A 23,077-nucleotide genomic window follows, 5' to 3' on the forward strand; every position below is an offset into this window, starting at 1 on the left:
TTGAAGGCAAGACTTCAATTTTAAATTTATTATTCACCAAAATTCAAACACATGAAAAAGATCGCGTATTTTTTATCGGTAATGTTTTTGTTTACAGCATTTGCGCCAGCAGCGATGGCCAAAGATGCAAAAAAAGAAAATCCTGAGTTAACAGCTGAGGAGCAATTGAGACTTGAGGAAATCAACAATCGAGTTGAGGAAATCAAGGCAATGGACTTTGCAGACATGAGCAAAGAAGAAAGAAAAGAAGTCAAAAGTGAACTTCGAGAAATGAAGAAAGAGGCGAAAGAACTTGGAGGTGGTGTTTACCTTTCTGTAGGTGCGATCATCATCATTCTTCTAATCTTGATTCTAGTCACCTAATCATATATAAAGCTAAAAGGGGCTCTGATTTGTGAATCAGAGCCCCTTTTTTAGTCCTATGCTTAAGTTGTCTTTCCATTGAGTGCATCGACCAACTCTCTTTTAAGCTTTCGCTCTCTTTCGAGGGTATTTTTTCTATGTTGCTCAAATTCCTCTACTGTCTCAGCGAGATTTTGCCTCGCTATAGATATCACCTTGTGACTTCTACTGAACTTATATAAGAAAAATAAGAAGGCTCCCAGAAGCCCCGCAACAATGGTCCACATCATGGCATTGTAAGAATTCTTATGGATCGGAATTCCTAAAAAGAAAAAACTATCCCTTGCCTGTTCTGCAATTCGTAACTCCTCTTGGATGCTTTCCATTTGAGCTTCTAATTCAGAGATTTTAGTTTGTTGATTTACTACAGTTTGCTGTATTGTTGCCAATTCCTTTTCAAATACACTCAGCGAGTCGAGCACATTGGATTTTATTTTATCCAAATTGGCTTTTTTTACCACCTTGTATTCTTGATAATTATTTGAAATTCTATTTAAATAATCAAATTGACTAGAGATCGTCCCACTATTAAGTGAGCCCGTCTCTTCTGAAAATTCCTGGGAGTAACTTGTTACAGCAAAAAATAGACTGGTAATCAGTGAGAGGATTGTGGTTTTGTTCATGAGGCAATACGTATTATTTGATTAATTTAATTAATTAATTTTTAAGAATGTGAACTTTTTTGACAAAATATCAATAACTGTGCCCTAAAGGGCTGATTTTTATAATAAAAACTCAAAAAAAGTGTTCAAAAAATGAAAATAACATAAAAAAAGGCAGGCTTATTTTTGGTAAAATCAGCCTGCCTAGAATTTGTAAATCTAATTAATTATTGGCCCACTATGAAGATGGCGTTTGACATAATCAATTTACCAGATTCCCAGAAACTTCTAAACATTGGGTTGTCTACCAAATAGACAATCTGACCTCTACCTTGATTTTCGACACCATATACCATGGATTCCTTCATTTGAGGTTTCAACTTATTTCCTATGAAGCCAAATCTGTAAGCATCCAATGAAGGAATAATCCCTGCGTTAACTCCTCTGTTGAGGTAAGCATATCGTCTACCGTTATTTTTTAAAGTATAATACTTATCCCCCATTCCAAAATTAAGTGGGTAAGTAGTATCTAACTTCACTTCGAAGATTGCTCCAGCTGCTGTAGTTGATATCCCCATTCTTGAGCGATCTTGATAGGGCTCCAATCGCTCTACCTTGGCTACCTCTGTATCGGTTTTCTGTTGTGCCTTTTTCTCCTCATCCGTATCGAATCTACTTAGGCTAAACCCTTCCTTATCTGCAAACATCCCCACTGCTGCTTCTATGGCAATGGCTTTACCCCCTGCTTTCACCCAATCCATGACTTTGTTGAAATTAGCGCCATTGAGATAATTTCCAGATGGCAAGATCAACACATCATATTTACTCAAATCAAACCTACCTAGCATATCTGCTTCTAAAATAGAAATAGGATAATCAAGCTCCTGCTCAAAGAAATACCAAACTTCCCCGAAATTGAGAGAAGAGGTACCTGAACCCCCAACCATGGCAATTCTAGGTGCTTTGACGATTGCAACATCTGAAGAACCAAAGTCCTTGCCTTTATCTACATAAGATGAAGAAGAAGTAGCAAGTTTGATTTCAAATTTATTAGCTAAACTCACTACTTTCTGATCATAGTCAGCCACATACTGGTTGCCATTTCGCATGATCAGCATGGTACCAGCAGGATATGACTCTCCATTGATCTCAAAAGCTGCATCAGCTATTCTAACTCTAATCCCTTCATTCAGCAATGCCGCCAAGTATTTTGCATGCTTGGTGGCATACCAAGGAGCAATGTAAGTGAGTGGTTTGCCTGAGACAGTGTTTTGATCGAAAGACGGCTTTTCGTATGCTTTTGCTGCGTCTAATCTAGTTTCCAAAGCATAAGCTTGTACGCCATAGGCAAATGGTAAAGCCCAACTTGTAATATCATAAGTAATGCTATCCTGGAGTACTGCTTCAGGCTCAAACAAAACTTGGGTTAGTACAGACTTTGGCTGATAAGCATTGACAATGATATCTTTGTCAGTTGTAGAAAAAGATGCTGTCTTTCCAGTGAAATAATCCAAGCCTCTCAAGCCTGATCTATTTCCTGCAAACCCATAGCTGATTTTATTTTTGTCTAATAAATTCAAAAGCGCTTCTACTCTAGCTGGATTTTGGTCCGCCTTGATGACAAAACTCTTATATTTTGCTTTCGGGCTACTGCTATTATCCTTGAAAAACTTCGCAAATTCATCTGCAAGTCTTTCTGCATGCTGAGCAGTAACTTCTACGGCAGAAATACCAGCTGCATGCTGATGAATGATCCTCTCCTCTAATGTCACTGTATCTCCAAGGGCATTGAGCATCCCAAGACCAGCTCTGCCAGAACCTCCTTTTTCTATAGTCATTCCTATAGCACCATTGTACATAGGATAGGTATCTCCATAAGAAGGGTACAGCAAGTCAAATCTTTCCTTAGTAAAATATTGCCAGTTATTGGCATCAAATTTCGCAGCGGTGTTTCTTCCATAGATATCTTGGAACTCGTGCTGAAATGGAGATACTTGCTCGTGGATCGGCTTAGCTGCCGGCGCAAAATAAAAAGGGTCATTGATACCTTGCTCATGATAATCTACAAACAAATGTGGCATCCACTGATGATAAAGTTCTATTCTTTGCTTTGTCTCTGCTTGCGTCTGCCATGCCCAATCTCTATTGAGATCCATCAAGTAATGGTTTGGACGACCTCCTGGCCAAGGCTCAAAATGCTCCACTGACTGTGGATCAGGCTGTAGCCTTGAGTTTACTTTCTGATTGTACCATACGGTATAGCGATCTTTTCCATCTGGATTAGCACATGGATCAACGATCAAAACCTGCTTCTGCAACCATTCCTTACCTTGAGCATTTACTGGATTGACTACTTCCCAGAATGTCATCATCGCAGCTTCTGTCGCTACCGCTTCATTCCCGTGGACATTATACTGCATCCAGTTGATGGCTACTTTGGTGCTAGGATTGCCTTCAACCATGCCTGTTCTTCTCAAATTATCCATGCGGATTTGATCTAGATTCTGCATGTTATCTGGAGAAGTGGCTATAGCCACAAACAAGGGTCTTTTTTCAACCGACTCTCCATAATAAACCAGCTTCACATTAGGAAGGGTGCTCGCCAAATGTTCGAAGTAGTCTACTACCTTATGATGTGGGGTAAACCTCTCTCCAGCTTTATAACCCAAAAATTCATCAGGGCTTTTCTGTGCAAATGCAGTCCCTACAACCAACATTGCAAGAACTAGGGTATAAATTTTTCTCATAAACGGTATTTATGCAGGTTATTAAGTTTTGGCTGTAAGTTACTCTCTTTGTCCAAAGGATTCAAACCACCCTTGGAATTTATGCTATTTCCTAATTCGGCTCCATAATTTGGTAGTGAATTTCGGTCTGTCTTCCATTACATTCAAATGATCATCTTCACTTACTCTTTTGACACTTTCTATGGTGTAGAAAGCATTCTCATTGAGTGCCTTGACGCGCTGTACAAATTCTGTCAATGCATCTCTTTTCATGACAGTAAAAAGTAAATTCACCTTACCATATCGGCCTTCAGCTCCTACATTGGTAAACCTGAAATTTTTATCTTTCATATAATCTATCAACTCAGGCATGGGAGCGGGGGTGATTACTCTGACCAAGACTCTACCAAGTGCCAACTTTTCTTCAATAGTCATACCCACATAGGTACCCATAGCAAATCCACCTGCATAGGCAAAATATGACATGGGATTATTGATATTCTGAAAAATTTGCCCAATAGCCAACAACCAGATCATCGCTTCAAAAAACCCCAAAACAGGAGCAACTTTCTTTTTTCCATTGAGCATAAACATGATTCTGAGTGTATTGATAGACACGTCAGAAACTCTAGCCATAAAAATCAACAAGGGCATGATAACATAATTGAAGACTTCTTGAGAAATGCCAAATGTTTCCAGATATTCCTGCATAATGTTTGGTTTTGTTCAAAGATGCCACAAAGTTAAGGAAATAAACAAGCCTCCCGAAAATAGCAACAGGATTAAAACTTGATTGATCAAGCTTTTAAAAATTCCACCTATTTCATTAAATTAAAAGTCTTATTTATATCGCTATGAAATACGCTGTTATCATTTTATTTCTTTTTATCATTTCTTGTGAGCAAAAAGATCACGTACCATTCCAACAAATTGGAAAGGAGTATGAAACTTTGAGAAAAGTGCTGGCCGACAAAGAAAAATATCAAGTCCAAATCCTCTACACCCAAATAGACAAAGATGATAAAAACAGGATTCAATTGACAAATTATGCCTTTGGATTAGATGATCAGAAATATTTCTATCCTGCCAGCACAGTCAAACTTCCAGTGGCAATTTTAGCCTTGGAATGGCTCAATGAACAAAGGATCGATGGTTTAAATGCTGAATCCATCATGCTAACAGACTCAATTAGACCTTCTCAATCAGCAGTAAAATATGATAGCACAGCTCAGAATTTCCTTCCTAGCATTGCTCATTATATCAAAAAGATTCTTCTCGTAAGCGATAATGATGCTTATAATCGACTTTATGAATTACTAGGTCAAGATTATATCAATACCAAGCTGCTATCCAAAGGTCTAAACTATACCATCATCAATCATCGGCTTAGCATTGCTATGAGCCCTGAAGAAAACAGACACTTTAACCCAATTCAATTTCATGATGTAGCAGGGAATGTGTTATTGAATTTGCCAGCAAGGTCTACAGAGACCGTTTACCAAAATCTAGAGAATCCTCATCTAGGTAAAGCTTATCATTCCAATGGTGAGTTAATAGAGGAGTCGATGGATTTCACGTACAAAAATCGTTTCTCGCTCAGTGACTTTCATGGCGTTATTCAGAGAATCATCTTCCCAGAGCTTTTCAATGAAGAGCAAAGGTTTTACATTTCTGAAGCGGACAGAGAATTTATTATAGCTTACATGTCCATGCTTCCTCGCAAAAGTAAATATCCAAAATATGAACTACCTGAATACTATGATAGCTATTCCAAGTTCTTTAAATTCGGGACAAGCCAAGAACCCATCCCAGCTAATTTCAAGATTTTCAATAAAACGGGACAGGCTTATGGACATCTTTTAGATGGGAGCTATTTTGTAGACAGTAAAAATGACGTGGCTTTTTTTGTCTCAGCAATCATCTATGTCAACGAGAATCAGACTTTAAATGATAACCAATACGAATATGAAGCAATTGGCTTTCCTTTTTTTAAAGATTTGGGCAATTACCTATACGATCTTGAACTGAAAAGAAAAAAATAAAAAGGTCTGCTGATTGATCAGCAGACCTTTTCTTTAGGAGTAAATACACTTAATTACCGTATTCAGCCATAAACTTATCTAAATCTTGTAGTGATATTTTCCCTTCGTAGTAAGCCCTTCCAAATACCACCGCAGTTACGCCCATATCCTTCAATTGCTTGAAATCATCAATGTTGCGTACACCACCATTGGCAGCCAAATGAATGGTAGGGAATTTTTGGACAATTTCTTTATAAAGCTCAAAGTTTGGGCCCTCCATGACTCCATCCCTGGTGACATCCGAACACTTGAGGTATTTTAAACCTCTGCTGTAGAAATCTTCGATGTGATCAAACAAGTCTACTTCAGTTTTCTTGGTCCAACCTCTAGTCTTAATTTTATGATCTGCGGGATTGGTATCTGCTGCCAAAAAAACCTTCTCTCTACCATAAGACATGATCCATTGGGCGAATCGCTCAGGATAAGTTACAGAAACAGATCCTGCTGTGATCGCAGCAGCTCCATGCTCAAATGATTTGATCACGTCTCCATCGGTAGAAACACCACCCGTGAAGTCCACTTTCAAGTTGGTATAACCCGCGATAGCTTCCAGAATATGATAATTCTTTGGTTCACCTCTGCGAGCTCCATCCAAATCCACCAAGTGCAGCCAACGAATCCCATGATCTTCGAAGGCTTGGGCGATCTCTAGAGGATTATTAGAAATTACCTCTTCTGTAGAAAAATCACCTCTTTTGAGACGAACACATTTTCCATTGATGAGATAAATAGATGGTATGATATCAAACATGACTTTATTGGCTTTAAATTAATGATTTGGTAAAACTTAGGCTGTTCTTCGGTAAAAAAACTAAGATAATTAGCCTAGATTTTGAAATTCTAAAGATAATAGAAGAACGGATTATTTAGCAATGAAAACTCAAAATGTTTACAGTAAATTACCAATTAACCCGTGGTTTTTGTGGTTTATAAACTCAATAGACCAATCGTGCAATCTTCCCATCGATACCTGATGCCCAAACAGAACCTTGTGCTTTGTCCATAAATACCGCATGAAAACCCTCGTCCGAAAACCTCTCCCAAGTAAGTCCTCCATCTTTTGAATAGTCTGATCCATTTGGTCCAACAGCTATTGCCCAATGGTATCTTGGAAAATAAGCCACACCTGACCTATATCCAGTTGGTAAGCTTTCACTCTTCATCCTCCAAGTCCCATTTGCTTGATCAGAAAGGATGGCGTTCCTATCTGCTAGGTCTGGCTTTAAATAATCCCCACCAACTGCAATCAAATTTTGATTGTCTAATTTAGAAAGGGAGAAAATCCCTTGTGATGGTTCACCTTGTAGGATTGGTGTATCATATATCTCCCATTGATGACCGCCATCAGCAGAATAAAAAATTCGGCTTTTTAATCCACCACTGGAGAACAAAACATAGTCTCTATCTACTAAAATAGTGGATCCGCTAGCTGCAAATGAACCTTCACCTTGCTCTGCCTTTGGACTAGAGTCAAGCCACTTCCAAGTCTCTCCTTGATCTAAAGTCTCCAACACCATCCACTTTCCCCCAACAGGATCTCCAATAACATAGCCTTTCTGATCCTTGAAAAAGGCAATACCATCCAAAAAAGCATCCGCTGGTCCTTCATATTTTTTGACCCAAGTTTTGCCTGCATTTGTCGTTTTATAAATTACTGCAGGCTGTCCTGCTGATATAGCTATTGCTGTACTGGCGCTCAGCCCTTCAATATCTCTGAAATCTACGCTATCCAACCCATCAATCACACCCGAAATCCAAGTATTACCCCCATCAGTCGTGAGTAGCCAAGTTCCTTTACTTCCACTGGCCCAAATGATCTCTGATGTGAGTGGTGAAAGTCCCCTTAAAGACGCATTACTCGGAACATCAAGAAGCTCCCAGCCTGCCGGTTTCTCTATAGCGCTAGATGCCTTGTTGGATTGACATGCACACATCAAAGCAAGAAAAGTTAGCAGATAAATTAATTTCTCAGCATTCATCTTATAGTCTTTTGATCACTTCTGCTCTTGGAAGCCTGATACTCCACATTCCTCTCAAATCACCTATTTGATGTCCTTTTGCCTTATCATCAGGATACAATTCCTCAATGACTTTCAATGTCTCATCAGTGATATCCTTGCCAGGTTCACCATGGCAATTTAGACATAGGCTGTTTGGAATTTGAATTGCTTTGGTAAAAAGCAAAAATTCACCATTATCCAATTTCTGAATATTGGGTTCATTTTTGATAGCATTTTCGGTGTTGTATGCATAGGCATCTAATATCTCCGCCTCGTAATCTTTGACTTGATCCTCTGGATTTCTATAATCATTTGATGCTCTGCGAATGGAAACATTGTATTTATCACCAACCTCGGCTAGAATTGGTAAAGCCTGCACTTTACAAAATCGAATTGCTTCCTCCACTCCCTTTTCAGCTATCGCATTTTGCAATGCTCCAATCAATTGTGTCTGTGCTTCAGTGCTGATTTCCTCGCCCCATTTCATTGCTTCTTCTAAAATCTGTGATTCACTGAGTTTTTTGACTTTCATGCTCCTGTTCACATCATCAAAGACCTCTTTGCTGACTCTTTCATTAGAATTACAAGACCAAATAGCGGTCAATACAAAAAGAAGATAAAATATTTTTTTCATGGCGTAAATTTCTTTTTTATAAAAATAGAATGAAAAACCCGTTTCTTAAAACCTTTATTGCTGTTTGTCTAAGCTAATGAAAATAAGCGAGCTAAGCTCCATGTAATCAGAAGAAAAACACTTTAATTTGTTAGTAATAATCTTAATTTTGTGCTAACATACGCTATAATTCACTCGCTATGAAGAAGCTTTTACTTTTAACATTACTTGTATTTTTGGTAGAAATCCAGCTCCATGCCCAAACATGGAGAAGAGTAGGAGGATGGGGAAACGAATTCACAGGCATCTCTTGGGTCAATGATGAAGTTGGATATATGGCTGGAGATCGAATCATATTGAAGACCATAGATGGAGGACTTAGTTGGACCGAACAACAAACACCAGATGATACCAAAATGTACGGTGTTGATTTTTTTAACCAGAATATTGGTCTTATGGTGGGAGAAAATGGGACTGTTTTTAGAACAACCAACTCTGGAGATACTTGGCAACGAATCAAAATCAATACAGACGTTACTTTAAGGAAAGTACGTTTCCTTACACAGACACGGGTATTTGCGATTGGGGACAATGGCTTTTTTTATAGGTCTACCAATGGAGGAGAATCCTGGGCAAGACAGGACATTGGAACTACCGTCAATCTTTCAGCAATATATTTTCCTACGCTAGACACAGGCTATGTTTCCATGGCTAATGGTAGAGTCTTGCGTACCACTAACCAAGGAAATAACTGGACACAACTCAATACACAAAACACCAACCCTCTTAATGATGTGTATTTCACATCTGGAATGGTCGGCTACGCGGTGGGTAATAGGGGGACAATCCTCAAAACAACCGATGCAGGCTCTAATTGGAGTCAGGTCAATTCAGGGACAGAACGAAACCTATTAGCCGTTACTTTCAATAAAAGCAATGTTAATCTAGGAGTCATCACTGGCCAAACAGCCACCTTACTAAGGACTACCAATGCAGGTACTACCTTTGATGGAATTAACGTCAACAATACCCAAGATTACTTGGATGCTAGCTTTAGAGCTACATCTAATGTAGTTTTTGCAGTAGGTACAAGTGGATTTGTGATCTCTTCTATCAATTCTGGTGGCTCATGGACTTTGAGATTATCAGGCAATAATGTGGACTACCTAGCTACACAATTCAGAACCGAAAATCTTGGATATATCACCGGGCCTGATGGCAAGGTATTTTCCACAAGCAATGGTGGTAATAGTTTAGTCGATCGATCTAGACCGCTTTCCATAGATTTCAATAACCTCTTCTTCACCACCAATGCCTTCGGCTACATCATTGGTAATGATGGAACTGCACTACGAACAAGTAACTCAGGTGGTAACTGGACTTCACTGAATTTAAACACTACTGCAGATTTGAGAGGGATTTATTTTTTCAACAATAATATAGGCTATGTAGTGGGTGATGGAGGATTCATCACCAAAACCGAGAATGGAGGCATCAATTGGGTCACAGTTCAAGCTAGCAATACTACTACCAACTTGAATGAAATCTTGTATTTTGACAATGCTTTCGGGATAGTCGTTGGTGACAATGGATTCATCAGTAGAACTGAGGGCGGCCAAGTTTGGAACCAAATAACAAGTCCCACCAGCTCCAATTTGATAGATGTAACCATATTGGACGACAGTACAGCAATAGCCGTAGGTAATGCTGGCACAATTATTAAAACCACCGATAAAGGACTTACTTGGACTAGGATTACAACGGCATTCAATGGGGATTTTACAGGTGTGGATTTTCTTGACGAGTCAGTCGGGTTTATCTCAGGTGCAAAAGGACTGATCCTAAGGACAATGGATGGTGGACAAACATGGATTCAAATGCCTACTGGAACATTTCAAAACTTCACGGACTTGAGTTTTGGTTCACTGAGTATAGGGTACGCTGTGGGTAATCAAGGTACGCTTTTCCAGTACAGCTGTGCAGTTCCTGAGACACCAACCGTGATATTCGGAGAAAGTAACATTTGTATCAGTCAGCAAATCTATAATGTACAGAGCTCTGGCGAGCCTGGGGAAGTATTTGAGTGGAGAGTGGACGGGGGAACCATCCTCGAAGGACAAGGTAGCAATAGAGTCGTGGTGAGGTGGGATAATCCTGGTAGAAATGCAGTACTTGTCCGTGGTCAAAACGAATGTGGAAATGGAGGAACTAGAGGACTGGAAGTACTCGTATCTGTTGAGCCCCAGGATATTCCTGAAATATTTGGAGAGGGGGTAGTTTGCCTTGGAAATGTAGTGCCTTATGAAGTGACTGACGTACCAGGAACTGAATTCGTATGGGTAGCCACAGGTGGGCTTATCCGTGAAGGTCAAGGATCCGCCCAGGTAAATGTAGAATGGACTGGACTAGGTGAGAGAAATTTGACAGTAACACCAAGAAACCCATGTGGTAATGGTACAACATTCACTAAACCAATTGTGGTACAAAGCCCACCAGAAAAACCTTCAGAAATAGAAGGGCCTAAGTTTGTGGGATTATTAGAAGAGGAGTACGAAATCATTCATGTAGCTAACACCAACTACATCTGGACAGTAAGTGGAAATGGTGGTAGAGTCATTGCTGGCCAAGGAACGAATCGTGTCACTGTAAGATGGGAAAGAGAGGGGGATTTTGACCTCGCAGTTACCCCAATGAATAGCTGTAATACTGGAGCTGCAAGCACGATCAAAGTGAATGTAAATCTGATCACTAGCATAGAGGAAGAAAGAATCGTAGACAAATTTATCAATGTATTCCCTAACCCATCCAGAGGAGATATAAATTTGAAAACATCAGGTCTTTCCGATATCAGGTCTATTCAAATCATCAATAGCCAAGGACAAGTACTGAATGATGTTCGCCCTTCTCAAGGTCTTTTCGAGTATCAAATCAAAAATTTACCACGTGGAGTTCATACTTTGATCATCAGAACAAGGGAAAAAGAATATTATAAAAAGGTAATCATTCATTAACATAAATGGGGCATGAAATCCATGCCCCATATTTTTTAGACCTTTGCATAGTCATTCAAATTCCTTTGCGAAATATTATTCTGTTTTTTGATTTAAAAATAATAATCATACTTAAATTCAGAATTATTACAATTTTTATCAGTTTAAATCAAAATATTATTTTGAAGCCTTTCTTGATTTTACTTGAGGATTTTTGCTGTTTTGTATTCATAAACCCACATCAATATGACGAATAGAGAATTTCATCCAGAGAGTTTGATGATGACTCATGGATACAAGCCAGAGTTATCAGAAGGCGCAATCAAATGTCCAATTTTTCAAACCTCTACTTTTGTATTCAAATCAGCAGAAGAAGGAAAAGCATTTTTTGAAGTAGCCTATGGCCAAAGAGAAAAAGAACCAAATGAAGAACTAGGCTTAATTTACAGTAGGCTCAACAATCCAGATTTACAGATCTTGGAAGAAAGATTGTGTCTTTGGGATGGTGCAGATGAATGTGCTGTATTCGAAAGTGGGATGTCGGCTATCTCTACGGTGATGTTGGAATTTCTAAGGCCAGGAGATATCATGCTCTACAGCAAGCCGGTCTATGGAGGAACAGACCACTTTGTCAACAAAGTCTTACCTCAATATGGCATCAAAGGCATTGGCTTTACAAGTACTCAAGAAAAAGATGAAATTCTGAGCTTGGTAAAAGACCAAGAAGATAAAGTCAAGATGGTCTATGTCGAGACACCCGCCAATCCTACCAATGCACTTTTTGACCTTGAGATTTGCAGAGCAGTGGCAGACAGTTTAAGTACAAGCGAAAAAGAAGTCGTAGTATGCGTTGACAATACATATATGGGTCCGTTGTGGCAGCACCCATTGAAGCATGGTGCTGACCTTGTGGTATATTCGGCAACCAAATACATTGGTGGTCATTCAGATTTGATTGCTGGGGCAGTATTGGGTAAGTCCAAGCATATGGTCAGAGTTAGAACCTTGAGAACATTCCTAGGCAATATGGCAGGACCATGGACGGGATGGTTGCTAATGAGGAGTTTGGAAACACTCAAAGTCCGAATGACCCAGCAGGCAAGCAACACGGTGGAAGTTGCCAAGTTTTTGGAGGCTCATCCTAAAGTAGAGAAAGTTTATTATTTGGGTAATTTGGAAGAAGGTAGTAGACAGCATGCTATCTTCAAAAAACAATTGACTTCTGCTGGAGCCATGATTTCCTTTGACATCAAAGGGGGAGAAAAAGAAGCGTTCAAGTTCCTCAATTGCCTTAAATTAATGAAACTTGCAGTATCTCTTGGTAGTACAGAGTCTCTTGCCGAGCACCCAGCTACCATGACTCACAGTGATGTTTCTGCGGAAGATCGTGCACTTTTGGGCATCTCTGAGAAGTTAGTCCGTCTGTCTATAGGCGTGGAGCACTTCAATGATATCATTTGGGATATTGAACAAGCGCTGGAAAAGGTTTAATCCTTTTCTGTAGATAAAAAAATAAGCGTCTATCTTCATTCAGATAGCCGCTTATTTTAATTAGGGCTCAACCAATACTCTGTAAGAATTATACAAGATCAGAATGTCGTCTACATAGTTGACCGCTACGTGACCTTTGGCATAGCCACTCTTTACGACAGGATCCCTGTAATATTCTGGATCTGTTTTCAGTTTCAAAAAGTGGGATACATTTTCCCAGTATTGTGGGTTTTTGCCATATTTTAAAGTCAACCGCCAAGCATCCTCCACATGACCATGCCCAATATTGTAAGAGGCTAAAATAAACTTAATTCTTTCATTTGATTCTGGAATTCGCTCTCTCCAGAATTTATCCAAATACCTGAGGAAATTCACTCCTCCTAACAAGCTCTGATAAGGATCATTGGCATCTTCCACTCCAAATCGCTCCAGCGTAACAGGCATCAATTGTAAAAGTCCACTTGCACCTGCATAAGATGTAGCTTCTGGGTCGAATGCCGACTCTTTATAAACCAAAGAAGCCAACAACCTCCAATCCCAACCCAATGTCTCAGCTGCTTTTTTGATGATCTCATCGTATTCAGATATCCGATTGCCACCCAAAGAAGAGAAGGCACTGTTGGTTCTGTAATAACTATTTTTGGAATTGAGAAAGTACTTGGAATAAAGCGTTGCTAAATAGCCAGACTTCGTTCTCTTGGTCACCCATTCATTGATAGCCAATTCCAGGTCAGGGGCATTGGTCCTCACTGCCCAGCCAACTGGTGACTTTTCGCTGATTTCTACACTGATATCCAAATCATCGTAGTAGGTATTATTGACCATAGCGAGATCCTTGTCTGCGACAGTATAATCAATTTCCTTGTTGAGTACTTTAGCAATCAACTCCTCTCTACCTTCTCGCATTTCTACCACATTAAAATAGAGTGTACTATCTTGATGGAGCGCACAAAGCTGAGATTTATAGATAGCTCCAGTGGGAATATGCACGGTTTTCTCGTGGAGTTCCTGGATTCGGCTTACTCTCGGGCCTGTTTTACGCTGAACCAAAACTGTACTCATCTCTCCAATAGGAAAAGTAAAATTGGCGTATTGCTTCCTGATCTCAGATTGCTCCAAATTCATAGCTATGATATCAGCTTGCCCCTTATTGAGTAAGATAAATGCATCTTCTATGTCAGACTTGACTATAAGGTGAAGGCGAACGCCTAAGTGACTTGCAAGGTTTCTAAGGAGCTCAAACTCATAACCCATTCTCCTACCCCTATAAATGTAATAGCTGGTAGAAGAATTATCTACTATTGCTCGGATATAGCCTCTTTTGACAATATCATCCAAATCTAAAGTCGCAGGATTTTCCCAAAATGGGATTTCCTTTTCCTTTTGAAAAAAAGTGCATTGCACTCCAAAAACCAAAAGGATATTTAGTAAGATGATTGTCTGGAAAATTCTTTTCATGAACAAGCATTCATTGGTGATTAGTGCAAACTTACTGGGCACCAAGCACCACATTCAGCAAATAATATACCAATATTATATTTCAAAAAACAACGAAATGATGAAATAAAACACCAAAGCCCCTTCTCAAATCAAGAAGAGGCTTTTAGAATATATGGTTAAACGTCCTAATCAAGCAAATCTAAGCGATCATCACTATTCTGGAAATATATCTTACCAGACAGTCGAAGCAGTTCGATTTCGCTTTCTTTGATGGTATAAAGAGAAGTAATCAGACGATCCTCTGCTGTCAATAAGTTGACCTGAGCATCTCTAAACTCTAGGTAATTTGCAATTCCTAACCTAAACCTCTCCAAAGCAATGTCAGCATTTTCAACTGCCACTTCGTAGTTCTTACGCTCAATTTCCAATAGTCTTCTACTGATTTCATAAGCATTGTAAGCGCGGTAAATGTCAGAGGTCATCTGAACCTCAAACTGCTGAAGAGCTAAGTCAGTATTGTACCTTTGAACCCTGGCACTTTGAATCCTTTTATTGAGTGCAAATCCATTGAACAAACTGAAAGAAATGTTTCCTCCGTAGTTGAACCCCTCACGTTGATTTTTGAGCAAGAAACCTGCATCTGAATTAAAAGTATTGTTAGAATAGCCTCCACTCAAATTGATAGAAGGAAGGCGCTGTAATTGTAACTCTCTCAGTTGCAGAAATGCTACATTCTCTTGTCTCTGGGCTACCAAGAACTGCTTATTGTTTAAATATGCATTCTCAACCAAGTCATCTAACCTCAACTCATCGGTAATCATGATGGTGTCATTAACATAAAATTGTTGTTGCGGTAGAATACCTAGCAATTCATTAAGGTTGATACGAGCGGTCTGAATCACCTGCTCTTGGTTGACTTTAAGGGAAAGATCAGAGTTGTAATCAACTTGAGCTGTGAGAAAATCTCTTTTCCCTGCACCACCTAGTTCATATCTAGCCTCCGCGATGTCCAATCTATTTTTAGAAAATTCAAGTGTCTTTTCTAGAACTTGCTGCCTTTGTAACTCCAAAACTAACCTGTAATAAGCTGATGAAATCGCCGCAACAGTATTTTCAACAGCTACTTTAGCGTCAAGTTCACTGATCTCGGCTAATTTCCCCAACCTACGCATGGTAATTATAGCCTCTGGATTGAATCCATAAATCGCAGTCGTAGTGAAATTCTCAGTATCTGATTCTGCACCTAAGATTTCATTCGGCTCTGGCGCATTGACAAATTGCTGTTCAACATCCTCCACACTGTAGTTCCTTGTGTAAACAGCATTCACCTGAGGCAAGAATAATGTCCCAAATCCAATTTGCTTATCATAATTGGCTAGCATGACATTATTGACTGCGATTTTGACATCGAAGTTTTTCTCCAACCCAATCATGATCGCTTTCTCAAGATTGAGCTGCTCAGCATCTTGCGCATAAGAAACCATAGCTACCTGAATAAGAAACAGGAAAATAAATAGTCTTTTCTTCATTATACTCTAGCTAATCTGCCTTTTTTGGAAGTGAGATATGTATAAATTGCTGGGATTACGAATAGCGTTAAGATCGTAGAAAATGCCAATCCACCAATTACGGCAACACCCATAGGAACCCTACCTTCAGACCCTGCACCCAAGGCTAAGGCAATCGGAAGAATACCTAAAATGGTAGATAAACTCGTCATCAAAATCGGTCTAAATCGTGCACTTGCAGCTCCTATAATTGAATCATCAATTGATAAACCTTGGGCTTTGCGCTGATTAGCAAACTCCACGATAAGGATACCATTTTTTGTTACCAAGCCTATCAGCATGATGATACCAATCTGGCTAAAGATATTCAAAGTAAAATCAAATATCCACAAAGAAGCCAAAGCGCCAAACAAGGCTAATGGTACAGTAAACATGATTGTCAAAGGATCCAAGAAACTCTCAAATTGGGCTGAGAGCACTAGATAAATCAATACCAATGCAAAGATGAAAGCGAATATCAAACTGTTTGAGCTTTCTCTATATTCCTTCGATAAACCTGCCACATCGGTACTGAAAGATTCATCCAATACCTCGTCAGCAATTCGATCCATTTCATCTAGACCCGCACCGATGGTGTATCCTGGTGCCAGATTAGCCGAGACAGTGGCGCTTACAAACCTATTAAAGCGATAAAGCTGCGGTGGCGTACTTCTCTCTCTAATCCTAACCAAGTTATCCATTTGAACAAGGCTTCCATTTTCAGCCCTTACATAGAGCGTTCTTAGATTGATAGGTTCATTCCTATCTTTTATCTGCATTTCACCAACAACCTGATATTGTTTCCCATTCATGATAAAATATGCAAAGCGCTGGCCTGAATAAGAAAGCTGTAGCGTTCTAGCGATCTCCTGAACGGAAACACCAATGTTTCTGGCTTTATCTCTATCTATCTCTACTTCAATTTCCGGCTTGGTAAATTTCAAATTGATGTCCGAGAAGCTAAAAACCTCACTTTCACCCACCCTGTCCATAAACGTAGGAATGACTTCTTTTAGCTTTTCCAAAGTAGGTGCCTGAAGTACATATTGTACTGGCAAACCTGCTCTTCTATCACCAATGGATGGGGGCTGAGTGACAAAGGCTCTAACAGAAGTAAACTTTTGAAGTCTTTGATTGACTTCCTCGTAAATTTCTTGTTGTGTTCTTTCTCTTTCTGAAGCATCAGTTAGGATAAACCTTAAAAATCCCGAATTTGTACTTGCTGTTCCAAATCCTGGCGATGTGACTGAGATCAAGCCTGCTCTTTCAGAATCTGGGATAGCTTCTTGAAACTCCTTAGTCATTTCATCCAAAACCCTATCCATATATTCAAAAGTAGCCCCCTCAGGACCACTAAGGTTGACTCTCATTTCACCTCTATCTTCAATAGGAGCCAATTCGGTTGGAATAATATTAAATAGAGAATATATGCCTAATCCAGTCAAGACAACAATCACAAAGGCTATCCATCTCGCCTTCATAAATCCTTCCAAAAGGATATTGTATTTTTCATTTAGCCAAACGAATACTGGTTCAGAGACATTGTAAAACCAATTTTGCTTCTCTCTTTTTTTCAAGAGTCTAGAGCTCAACATGGGAGTCATGGTCAAAGCTACAAAGGAGGAAATAATCACAGCACCTGCCACTACCACACCAAACTCTCTAAACAACCTACCTGTAGTACCCGTCAAGAAAATCACTGGCAAAAACACCGCTGCCAAAGCTACTGTCGTCGCAATTACAGCGAAGAAAATCTCTTCGGCACCTTTTTCAGCGGCAGTATCTGGATTCTCTCCCTTCTCAATTCTTGAATAGATATTCTCCAAGACAACAATAGCATCATCGACTACCAACCCAATCGACAGGACTATACCCAATAATGTGAGTACATTGATAGAAAAGTCCATCACATACATCAGGAAAAAAACACCTATCAAGGATATCGGGATGGTCAAAACTGGGATAAAGGTAGTTCTCCAATCTCTCAAAAAGAGGAAAATAATCAAAACTACTAGAATAAAAGCCGTGAATATCGTCTGCTGGACCTCTGAGATAGAAGACCTGATAAAACGAGTGGAATCAAACCCAATATCTAACAAAACATCATCTGGAAGATCCTTTTTGATAAATTCTAACCTTCTATAAAACTCATCAACAATCTCTATATTGTTGGATCCTGGCAGAGGAACTAATACTACGCCTACCATAGGAATACCATCACGCTTCAAAACTGTTCTTTCATTGAGCGCAGCGAGCTCTGCTTTTCCAATATCCTGAAACTGTACGATGTTATTTTGATCCTCTTTGATGATCAGTTCATTGAACTCTTGTGGTGTACTGAGTCTGCTCTTTGTTCTCACTGAGAGTTCTATAGCTGATCCCTCTATCCGACCTGATGGAAGTTCTACATTTTCACTTTGCACTTTATTCAATACATCCACAGGAGTGACGCCATAAGAAGCCATCCTCAACGGATCCATCCTAAGCCTGATAGCATACTGCTTTTCCCCCCAAATCTGAACGGTACTTACGCCTGGTATGGTCTGAAGTCGTTCTTTAAAAATATTGTTGGCAAGATCAGAGAGCTCTAAGAGGTTTCGTTTATTGCTTTGAACATTCAAAAATACAATTGGCTGAGAATCTGCATCAGCCTTGGAAACAACGGGAGGATCTGCATCTGGTGGTAGATTTCTCTGAGCACCTGAAACCTTATCTCTCACATCATTGGCTGCTGCTTCCAGATCACCCCCTACGTCAAATTCAACTGTAATATTACTCGTTCCGTCATTTGAAGTGGAAGTCAAAGATTTGATACCTGCAATTCCATTGATAGCTTCTTCGAGAGGTTCTGTGATCTGAGCTTCGATGACATCTGCATTGGCACCTACATAAGTGGTACGCACATTGATCACAGGAGGATCCACACTGGGAAATTCCCTAACTCCTAAAAAGCTAATCCCTATAGTCCCAAACAATAAAATTGTAAGAGACATCACAATGGCCAAAACTGGCCTTCTGATACTTATGGTAGATAAACTCGCCATGATCTAGTTGGTTTTAGTCACTTCAAGTGGAGAACCTGTCCTTACTTGTAAAATCCCCGTGGATAACACCAAGTCGCCTTCTTTGAGTCCTTCCAATATTTGAACTCGACTTTCAGTTCTTGTGCCTATTTTCACGATTCTCTCCTCTGCTTTATTCTCCGCATTGGCTACATATACTTTATACCCGCTCAATTCTGGTATCACCGATTCTGCCGGAACCATCAAGGCATTTTCTTCGATGCCTAAAGTATATCTGATTCTGACAAACATCCCAGGCAAAAATGCCCTGTCCCTGTTGGGACTTTGAGCTCTCAATTTGAGTGTTCTAGTAGCAGCATCGATTGTCGGCTCGTATGCATAGACTGTACCTTCTCTTTCTTGACCACTTCCATCATTTGAGAAAATGATCTTTGAACCAAGTTTAACTTGATTCGCATAACGCTCTGGGATAGAAAACTCAATTTTGATAGGGTCGATGCTCACAATACTTGCAATGACGTCAGTATTGCCGATCACAGAACCTTCAGAAATCTGTCTCAAACCCAATACACCATCGAATGGTGCTCTAATTACTGTCTTGTTTAACTGGGCCTCTACTAATCTCAAATCAGCCAAATTAGTATTGTATTGATTCAGCGATATATCGTACTCTTCCTGAGAGATCGCTTCTCTTGCTAGAAGCTGTTTTTGTCTGTTTTCTTGGCTTTCGTAGAGCTTTTTGGTGTATTCCAACCTGTCAAACTGGGCTTTAAGCTCATCATCATTTAAGTAAAGAAGCGGAGCTCCTTTTTTGACAAACTCACCTTCCTTAAAGGTAATTCTTTCGACTAATCCCGAAATTTCAGGTCTCAGATTTACCGTTTCATTTGGGATGATTGCTCCAGTGATATTCAAGTTATTTTCTAAACGCTCAGGCCTTATTTCCACTACATTGACAGGAATGGCTTTGCCTGGACCTTGCGGAGCTTGTGTACCCGGGGCGTTTGAAGTTTCCTTGGAAATAAATAAGTCTAACCTTGGATAGATAAAAATTCCAGCAACCACTACTAGGATTGCTACGATCAAAATGGTTTTTGTTTGCTTTTTCATTATGGGTGATCCACAGAATTTTGAAGTGTATATTCTTGGCCTTTTAGCCACTCTAAGGATAATTGATTGAAAATTTCTGGTTGCTCTACGTTGACTACGTGTCCGCAGGCTTCTATTACTTTGAGAAAAGATTGCTTATGCTCTTTTACAATATTTTTGACAGACTCCAAAAACATCACGTCCTCTTCTCCCATAATATACAATGTAGGAATAGAAAGATCCCGCTGCTTGAAGTACCTCAAAAGCGGGTTGATATCTTTGGTCAATTTGAACCATCTGATGAACTCTTTTTGGCAAAGTCTTTTCGCTTCTCTGATGAATAGATTCCTAGACTCAGCATGGTGACCTCTCGGCATGATTACAAAGGCAAATAAGCTGTAAAGCCACATGTATGGAATCACACTTTTGAAAGTATTTCCCAAGGCTACTAGGATCTGAGAAGTAAAGTTCAGCTTGGTCACTGCACCGGCCATGATCATAGTTTTGACACGTTGAGGCTCCATTTCCGCAAGTTGTCTTGCTAAAATTGTACCTAAGGAGACCCCCATAATATGGGCGGGAGGAAGCTTCAAATGATCCAAAACTTCTATAATATCCTTTGTGACGCTTGGAAAAGTATAGCGTTCGTTCCACAAATTCTTAAATGACCTTGCAGACTTACCATGCCCTCTCAAATCTATCAAAAGGAGGTTAAAATCTTCTTTGAACTCTCTGATTTGCTTAAACCAAATCGACGAGGAACCTCCAGCACCATGGATAAAAACAACCCACTCTTCACTAGTAGGATGCTCGTAAGTTTTGTAATATAATAGCTCTCTTTTCGTCATGACTTTGGTATAACCCCGATCGGGAAGACAAAGTTACCAATGACAAATCTAATTTTAATAAATCTCAATAAAAACCAATTAGATATAGGTGGCATTTTCATGCCATCAGTGGTTTTGAATCAAAGAGAAAATAAAAAATCAGCCATCAAACAAACGGCTGATTTCTAACAATAAAAGGCTCCTATCAGTAAATTTCCAAAGGTTATTTTGCGAAAATCTGGCTTGAGTCTTGAAAAGACTTAAATTCCAAAGCATTGCCTGCTGGATCTAGGAAGAACATTGTAGCTTGCTCACCTACCTCACCTTGAAATCTAACGTAAGGTTCAATGATAAACTCAATCGAATTAGCCTTCAACTTATCTGCTAACTCATGCCATTCATCCCATGGGAGTATAGCCCCAAAGTGCCTCACCGGAACATACTTGCCATCTACCTCATTCGCTTGAGCTTTGTCTAGCTCCTCTGGCTTGACATGAGCAGACAATTGATGCCCAAAGAAATTAAAATCAATCCACTTCTCAGTACTTCTTCCGATATCACAACCCAATAAATCTCCGTAAAACTTCCTGGTCTCTTCAATGTCTCTAATAGGAAATGCCAGGTGAAAAGGCTTAAATTGTTCCATTATTTCTATTTGTTTTCTCAAATTTGTTGAAATAACAAATCCTTTCAAAATTCTTTTAAATCATGGGTAAGAAAACTGTTTCATTGGTTTTGTCTAGCGGAGGAGCAAGAGGAATGGCACACATTGGAGTCATAGAAGCTTTGGAAGAAGCAGGCTATGAAATTGTCTCTATCTCTGGTTGCTCCGCAGGAGCTTTGGTAGGGGGAATTCATGCTACAGGAAACCTACAGAAATTCAAAAACTGGATCTGCAATTTAGATAAGATTGATGTTTTTTCTTTGATGGATTTCACGCTTTCCAGCAAGGGATTTATCAAAGGAGACAAGGTATTCAATGAACTCAAAAAACTAGTCAAAGACTGTCAAATTGAGGATTTGAAGATTCCTTTCAACTGTACAGCTGTTGAAATTCCTCATGGAAAGGAGAAAATCTTCGAAAAAGGAATGCTATTCGATGCAATCAGAGCATCTGTATCAATTCCCACTGTCCTCACTCCAGCCCGTATCAAAGAACGTGAATATATCGATGGAGGTATCTTGAATCCAATTCCATTGAGCCTCCTTCCTAAGAGGAATAGAGGAGAGTTGACCTTCGCCGTAGATTTGAATGGCCCCAAGGAAGCTTTTGTGAAAGTAGAGCCTGAGACGAGTGATAAAAAAGAATCTGAAAGCTTAATCAAAGTTCCCCAATGGATGAAAGATTACAAATCAAAATTCTCAAAGTACTTTGAGGCTGAAGAAAAAGAAGAAAAACACAAGGGGATGAGTTCAGTTGAGCTTCTCAATTACAGTTTTGACCTTTTACAAGACAAGCTCTCTTCCATAGTCTTAGAAAAACACGAAGTGGATGTCTTGATAGAAATCGCAAGAACACAAGCAGGAACACTAGAATTTCACAGGGCAGCAGAACTGGTTGAAATTGGACGAAAAAAAACCGAAGAGGCGCTAAAAAAGCTTGAAGATGGAAATAAATGAACTCAACAAGCTCTTAGGCAATATTGACATTTACCTTTTAGACCAAATTCTAAAAGGAAGGTTCACAAAGGAGATGAAAATCCTAGATGCAGGTTGTGGTGAGGGGAGAAATTGCATTTATTTCCTGCATCAAGGCTATCAAATTTTTGGCGTCGATGCGAATCCCATTGCCATTCAAATGGCTAGAATATATGCACAGACTATCAATCCCACTTTTGACATTTATAAGTTTCAAACCTCCACAATTGAAAATATGCCTTTCCATGCAGGGGCATTTGACGCGATCCTTTGTTCTGCAGTTTTACATTTTGCAGAAAGTGAAGAAGCCTTTTTCAAAATGACTAATATGATGATGAATGTTTTAAAAAAGGAAGGTATTTTCTTCATAAGAATGTGCACTGCTTTTGGAAAAATCTTGGAAGAATCTCAGCAAATAGGAAGTGGCAGATATTTATTACCAGATGGGAGCGAGCGTTTCTTATTGACTGAAGCGTTACTGCAAAAAATGATGGAAAAGTACGATTTAAGTTACCTTGAGCCTGTCAAAACTGTTTTAGTCAATCATCAGCGGGAAATGGGAGTCCTTGTATTTCAAAAAAACAGCTGACCCATTTAGAGTCAGCTGT

18 protein-coding genes are annotated in these 23,077 nt (G+C 39.5%); 6 read left to right on the forward strand and 12 right to left on the reverse strand.

The annotated features are described in order from the left end of the window. The first annotated feature begins 51 nt into the window (after positions 1–51). On the forward strand, positions 52–363 hold the full coding sequence (locus tag BW935_RS14630) for a hypothetical protein (protein ID WP_076502532.1): 312 nt from the start codon (positions 52–54) through the stop codon (positions 361–363). A 62-nt stretch (positions 364–425) separates the two neighbouring features. On the opposite strand, the gene BW935_RS14635 is transcribed toward BW935_RS14630, so the two are convergent. The 3 genes from BW935_RS14635 to BW935_RS14645 all read right to left on the reverse strand — a co-directional run bounded on the left by BW935_RS14635 (position 426) and on the right by BW935_RS14645 (position 4,441). Beyond that, positions 426–1,025 carry a hypothetical protein gene (locus BW935_RS14635; RefSeq protein ID WP_076502533.1) on the reverse strand — a complete coding sequence of 200 codons (600 nt, stop codon included), beginning with the start codon at positions 1,023–1,025 and terminating at the stop codon, positions 426–428. Positions 1,026–1,231: 206 nt separating this feature from the next. Beyond that, positions 1,232–3,751 (reverse strand): M14 family zinc carboxypeptidase, encoded by a 2,520-nt coding sequence (locus tag BW935_RS14640; RefSeq protein WP_076502534.1) that lies wholly within the window; start codon positions 3,749–3,751, stop codon positions 1,232–1,234. An 84-nt stretch (positions 3,752–3,835) separates the two neighbouring features. Beyond that, entirely contained in the window at positions 3,836–4,441 is a 606-nt protein-coding gene (locus BW935_RS14645; protein WP_076502535.1) for a DUF2179 domain-containing protein, read from the reverse strand. 143 nt (positions 4,442–4,584) lie between these two features. On the opposite strand from BW935_RS14645, the gene BW935_RS14650 reads away from it, so the two are divergent. Continuing rightward, positions 4,585–5,772, forward strand: a complete 1,188-nt coding sequence (locus BW935_RS14650) for a serine hydrolase (protein ID WP_076502536.1) — start codon at positions 4,585–4,587, stop codon at positions 5,770–5,772. Between the two features lie 49 nt (positions 5,773–5,821). Here the strand turns inward: BW935_RS14650 and BW935_RS14655 are convergent, their stop codons facing one another. The 3 genes from BW935_RS14655 to BW935_RS14665 form a co-directional block, all read right to left on the reverse strand. Further along, positions 5,822–6,562, reverse strand: coding sequence for a 1-(5-phosphoribosyl)-5-[(5-phosphoribosylamino)methylideneamino]imidazole-4-carboxamide isomerase (locus tag BW935_RS14655; protein WP_076502537.1), 741 nt, complete (start codon positions 6,560–6,562; stop codon positions 5,822–5,824). 184 nt (positions 6,563–6,746) lie between these two features. Then, positions 6,747–7,790: a WD40/YVTN/BNR-like repeat-containing protein gene (locus BW935_RS14660; protein WP_076502538.1), complete on the reverse strand. Its 1,044-nt coding sequence runs from the start codon at positions 7,788–7,790 to the stop codon at positions 6,747–6,749. A 1-nt stretch (position 7,791) separates the two neighbouring features. After that, positions 7,792–8,445: a Tll0287-like domain-containing protein gene (locus BW935_RS14665; RefSeq protein ID WP_076502539.1), complete on the reverse strand. Its 654-nt coding sequence runs from the start codon at positions 8,443–8,445 to the stop codon at positions 7,792–7,794. Positions 8,446–8,624: 179 nt separating this feature from the next. Here BW935_RS14665 and BW935_RS14670 point away from each other — a divergent pair, with 179 nt between their 5' ends. Together BW935_RS14670 and BW935_RS14675 are read left to right on the forward strand one after the other, a co-directional pair. Continuing rightward, a complete protein-coding gene (locus tag BW935_RS14670; RefSeq protein ID WP_076502540.1) occupies positions 8,625–11,435 on the forward strand; it encodes a YCF48-related protein in 2,811 nt (936 codons plus the stop codon). Between the two features lie 225 nt (positions 11,436–11,660). Continuing rightward, entirely contained in the window at positions 11,661–12,905 is a 1,245-nt protein-coding gene (locus BW935_RS14675; protein WP_076502541.1) for a cystathionine gamma-synthase family protein, read from the forward strand. 60 nt (positions 12,906–12,965) lie between these two features. On the opposite strand, the gene BW935_RS14680 is transcribed toward BW935_RS14675, so the two are convergent. The 6 genes from BW935_RS14680 to BW935_RS14705 form a co-directional block, all read right to left on the reverse strand. Next, positions 12,966–14,363, reverse strand: coding sequence for an MltF family protein (locus tag BW935_RS14680; protein WP_076502601.1), 1,398 nt, complete (start codon positions 14,361–14,363; stop codon positions 12,966–12,968). 167 nt (positions 14,364–14,530) lie between these two features. Beyond that, on the reverse strand, positions 14,531–15,874 hold the full coding sequence (locus BW935_RS14685; protein WP_076502542.1) for a TolC family protein: 1,344 nt from the start codon (positions 15,872–15,874) through the stop codon (positions 14,531–14,533). Next, positions 15,874–18,936 carry an efflux RND transporter permease subunit gene (locus tag BW935_RS14690; protein ID WP_076502543.1) on the reverse strand — a complete coding sequence of 1,021 codons (3,063 nt, stop codon included), beginning with the start codon at positions 18,934–18,936 and terminating at the stop codon, positions 15,874–15,876. The genes BW935_RS14685 and BW935_RS14690 overlap by 1 nt, the downstream gene beginning before the upstream one ends. Before the next feature lie 3 nt (positions 18,937–18,939). After that, positions 18,940–20,025, reverse strand: a complete 1,086-nt coding sequence (locus tag BW935_RS14695) for an efflux RND transporter periplasmic adaptor subunit (RefSeq protein WP_076502544.1) — start codon at positions 20,023–20,025, stop codon at positions 18,940–18,942. Then, on the reverse strand, positions 20,025–20,852 hold the full coding sequence (locus BW935_RS14700) for an alpha/beta fold hydrolase (protein ID WP_076502545.1): 828 nt from the start codon (positions 20,850–20,852) through the stop codon (positions 20,025–20,027). Before BW935_RS14700 ends, BW935_RS14695 begins: the two co-directional genes overlap by 1 nt. A 202-nt stretch (positions 20,853–21,054) precedes the next feature. Further along, a complete protein-coding gene (locus BW935_RS14705; RefSeq protein WP_076502546.1) occupies positions 21,055–21,477 on the reverse strand; it encodes a VOC family protein in 423 nt (140 codons plus the stop codon). A 62-nt stretch (positions 21,478–21,539) separates the two neighbouring features. Between BW935_RS14705 and BW935_RS14710 the strand changes: the two genes are divergently transcribed. Together BW935_RS14710 and BW935_RS14715 are read left to right on the forward strand one after the other, a co-directional pair. Next, positions 21,540–22,451, forward strand: coding sequence for a patatin-like phospholipase family protein (locus tag BW935_RS14710; RefSeq protein WP_076502547.1), 912 nt, complete (start codon positions 21,540–21,542; stop codon positions 22,449–22,451). Beyond that, a complete protein-coding gene (locus BW935_RS14715) occupies positions 22,438–23,058 on the forward strand; it encodes a class I SAM-dependent methyltransferase (protein ID WP_076502548.1) in 621 nt (206 codons plus the stop codon). The genes BW935_RS14710 and BW935_RS14715 overlap by 14 nt, the downstream gene beginning before the upstream one ends. Positions 23,059–23,077: the final 19 nt, after the last annotated feature.

The sequence above is a fragment of the Belliella pelovolcani genome (assembly GCF_900156785.1).
In the GTDB taxonomy this organism is placed as follows: domain Bacteria; phylum Bacteroidota; class Bacteroidia; order Cytophagales; family Cyclobacteriaceae; genus Belliella; species Belliella pelovolcani.

Coding starts and splice junctions, on each gene's coding strand:
- BW935_RS14700 (WP_076502545.1), bottom strand. CDS start 20,852: ATGACGAAAAGAGAGCTATTATATTACAAAACTTACGAGCATCCTACT.
- BW935_RS14680 (WP_076502601.1), bottom strand. CDS start 14,363: ATGAAAAGAATTTTCCAGACAATCATCTTACTAAATATCCTTTTGGTT.
- BW935_RS14710 (WP_076502547.1), top strand. CDS start 21,540: ATGGGTAAGAAAACTGTTTCATTGGTTTTGTCTAGCGGAGGAGCAAGA.
- BW935_RS14715 (WP_076502548.1), top strand. CDS start 22,438: ATGGAAATAAATGAACTCAACAAGCTCTTAGGCAATATTGACATTTAC.
- BW935_RS14660 (WP_076502538.1), bottom strand. CDS start 7,790: ATGAATGCTGAGAAATTAATTTATCTGCTAACTTTTCTTGCTTTGATG.
- BW935_RS14685 (WP_076502542.1), bottom strand. CDS start 15,874: ATGAAGAAAAGACTATTTATTTTCCTGTTTCTTATTCAGGTAGCTATG.
- BW935_RS14645 (WP_076502535.1), bottom strand. CDS start 4,441: ATGCAGGAATATCTGGAAACATTTGGCATTTCTCAAGAAGTCTTCAAT.
- BW935_RS14650 (WP_076502536.1), top strand. CDS start 4,585: ATGAAATACGCTGTTATCATTTTATTTCTTTTTATCATTTCTTGTGAG.
- BW935_RS14690 (WP_076502543.1), bottom strand. CDS start 18,936: ATGGCGAGTTTATCTACCATAAGTATCAGAAGGCCAGTTTTGGCCATT.
- BW935_RS14665 (WP_076502539.1), bottom strand. CDS start 8,445: ATGAAAAAAATATTTTATCTTCTTTTTGTATTGACCGCTATTTGGTCT.
- BW935_RS14705 (WP_076502546.1), bottom strand. CDS start 21,477: ATGGAACAATTTAAGCCTTTTCACCTGGCATTTCCTATTAGAGACATT.
- BW935_RS14670 (WP_076502540.1), top strand. CDS start 8,625: ATGAAGAAGCTTTTACTTTTAACATTACTTGTATTTTTGGTAGAAATC.
- BW935_RS14640 (WP_076502534.1), bottom strand. CDS start 3,751: ATGAGAAAAATTTATACCCTAGTTCTTGCAATGTTGGTTGTAGGGACT.
- BW935_RS14655 (WP_076502537.1), bottom strand. CDS start 6,562: ATGTTTGATATCATACCATCTATTTATCTCATCAATGGAAAATGTGTT.
- BW935_RS14635 (WP_076502533.1), bottom strand. CDS start 1,025: ATGAACAAAACCACAATCCTCTCACTGATTACCAGTCTATTTTTTGCT.
- BW935_RS14695 (WP_076502544.1), bottom strand. CDS start 20,025: ATGAAAAAGCAAACAAAAACCATTTTGATCGTAGCAATCCTAGTAGTG.
- BW935_RS14675 (WP_076502541.1), top strand. CDS start 11,661: ATGACGAATAGAGAATTTCATCCAGAGAGTTTGATGATGACTCATGGA.
- BW935_RS14630 (WP_076502532.1), top strand. CDS start 52: ATGAAAAAGATCGCGTATTTTTTATCGGTAATGTTTTTGTTTACAGCA.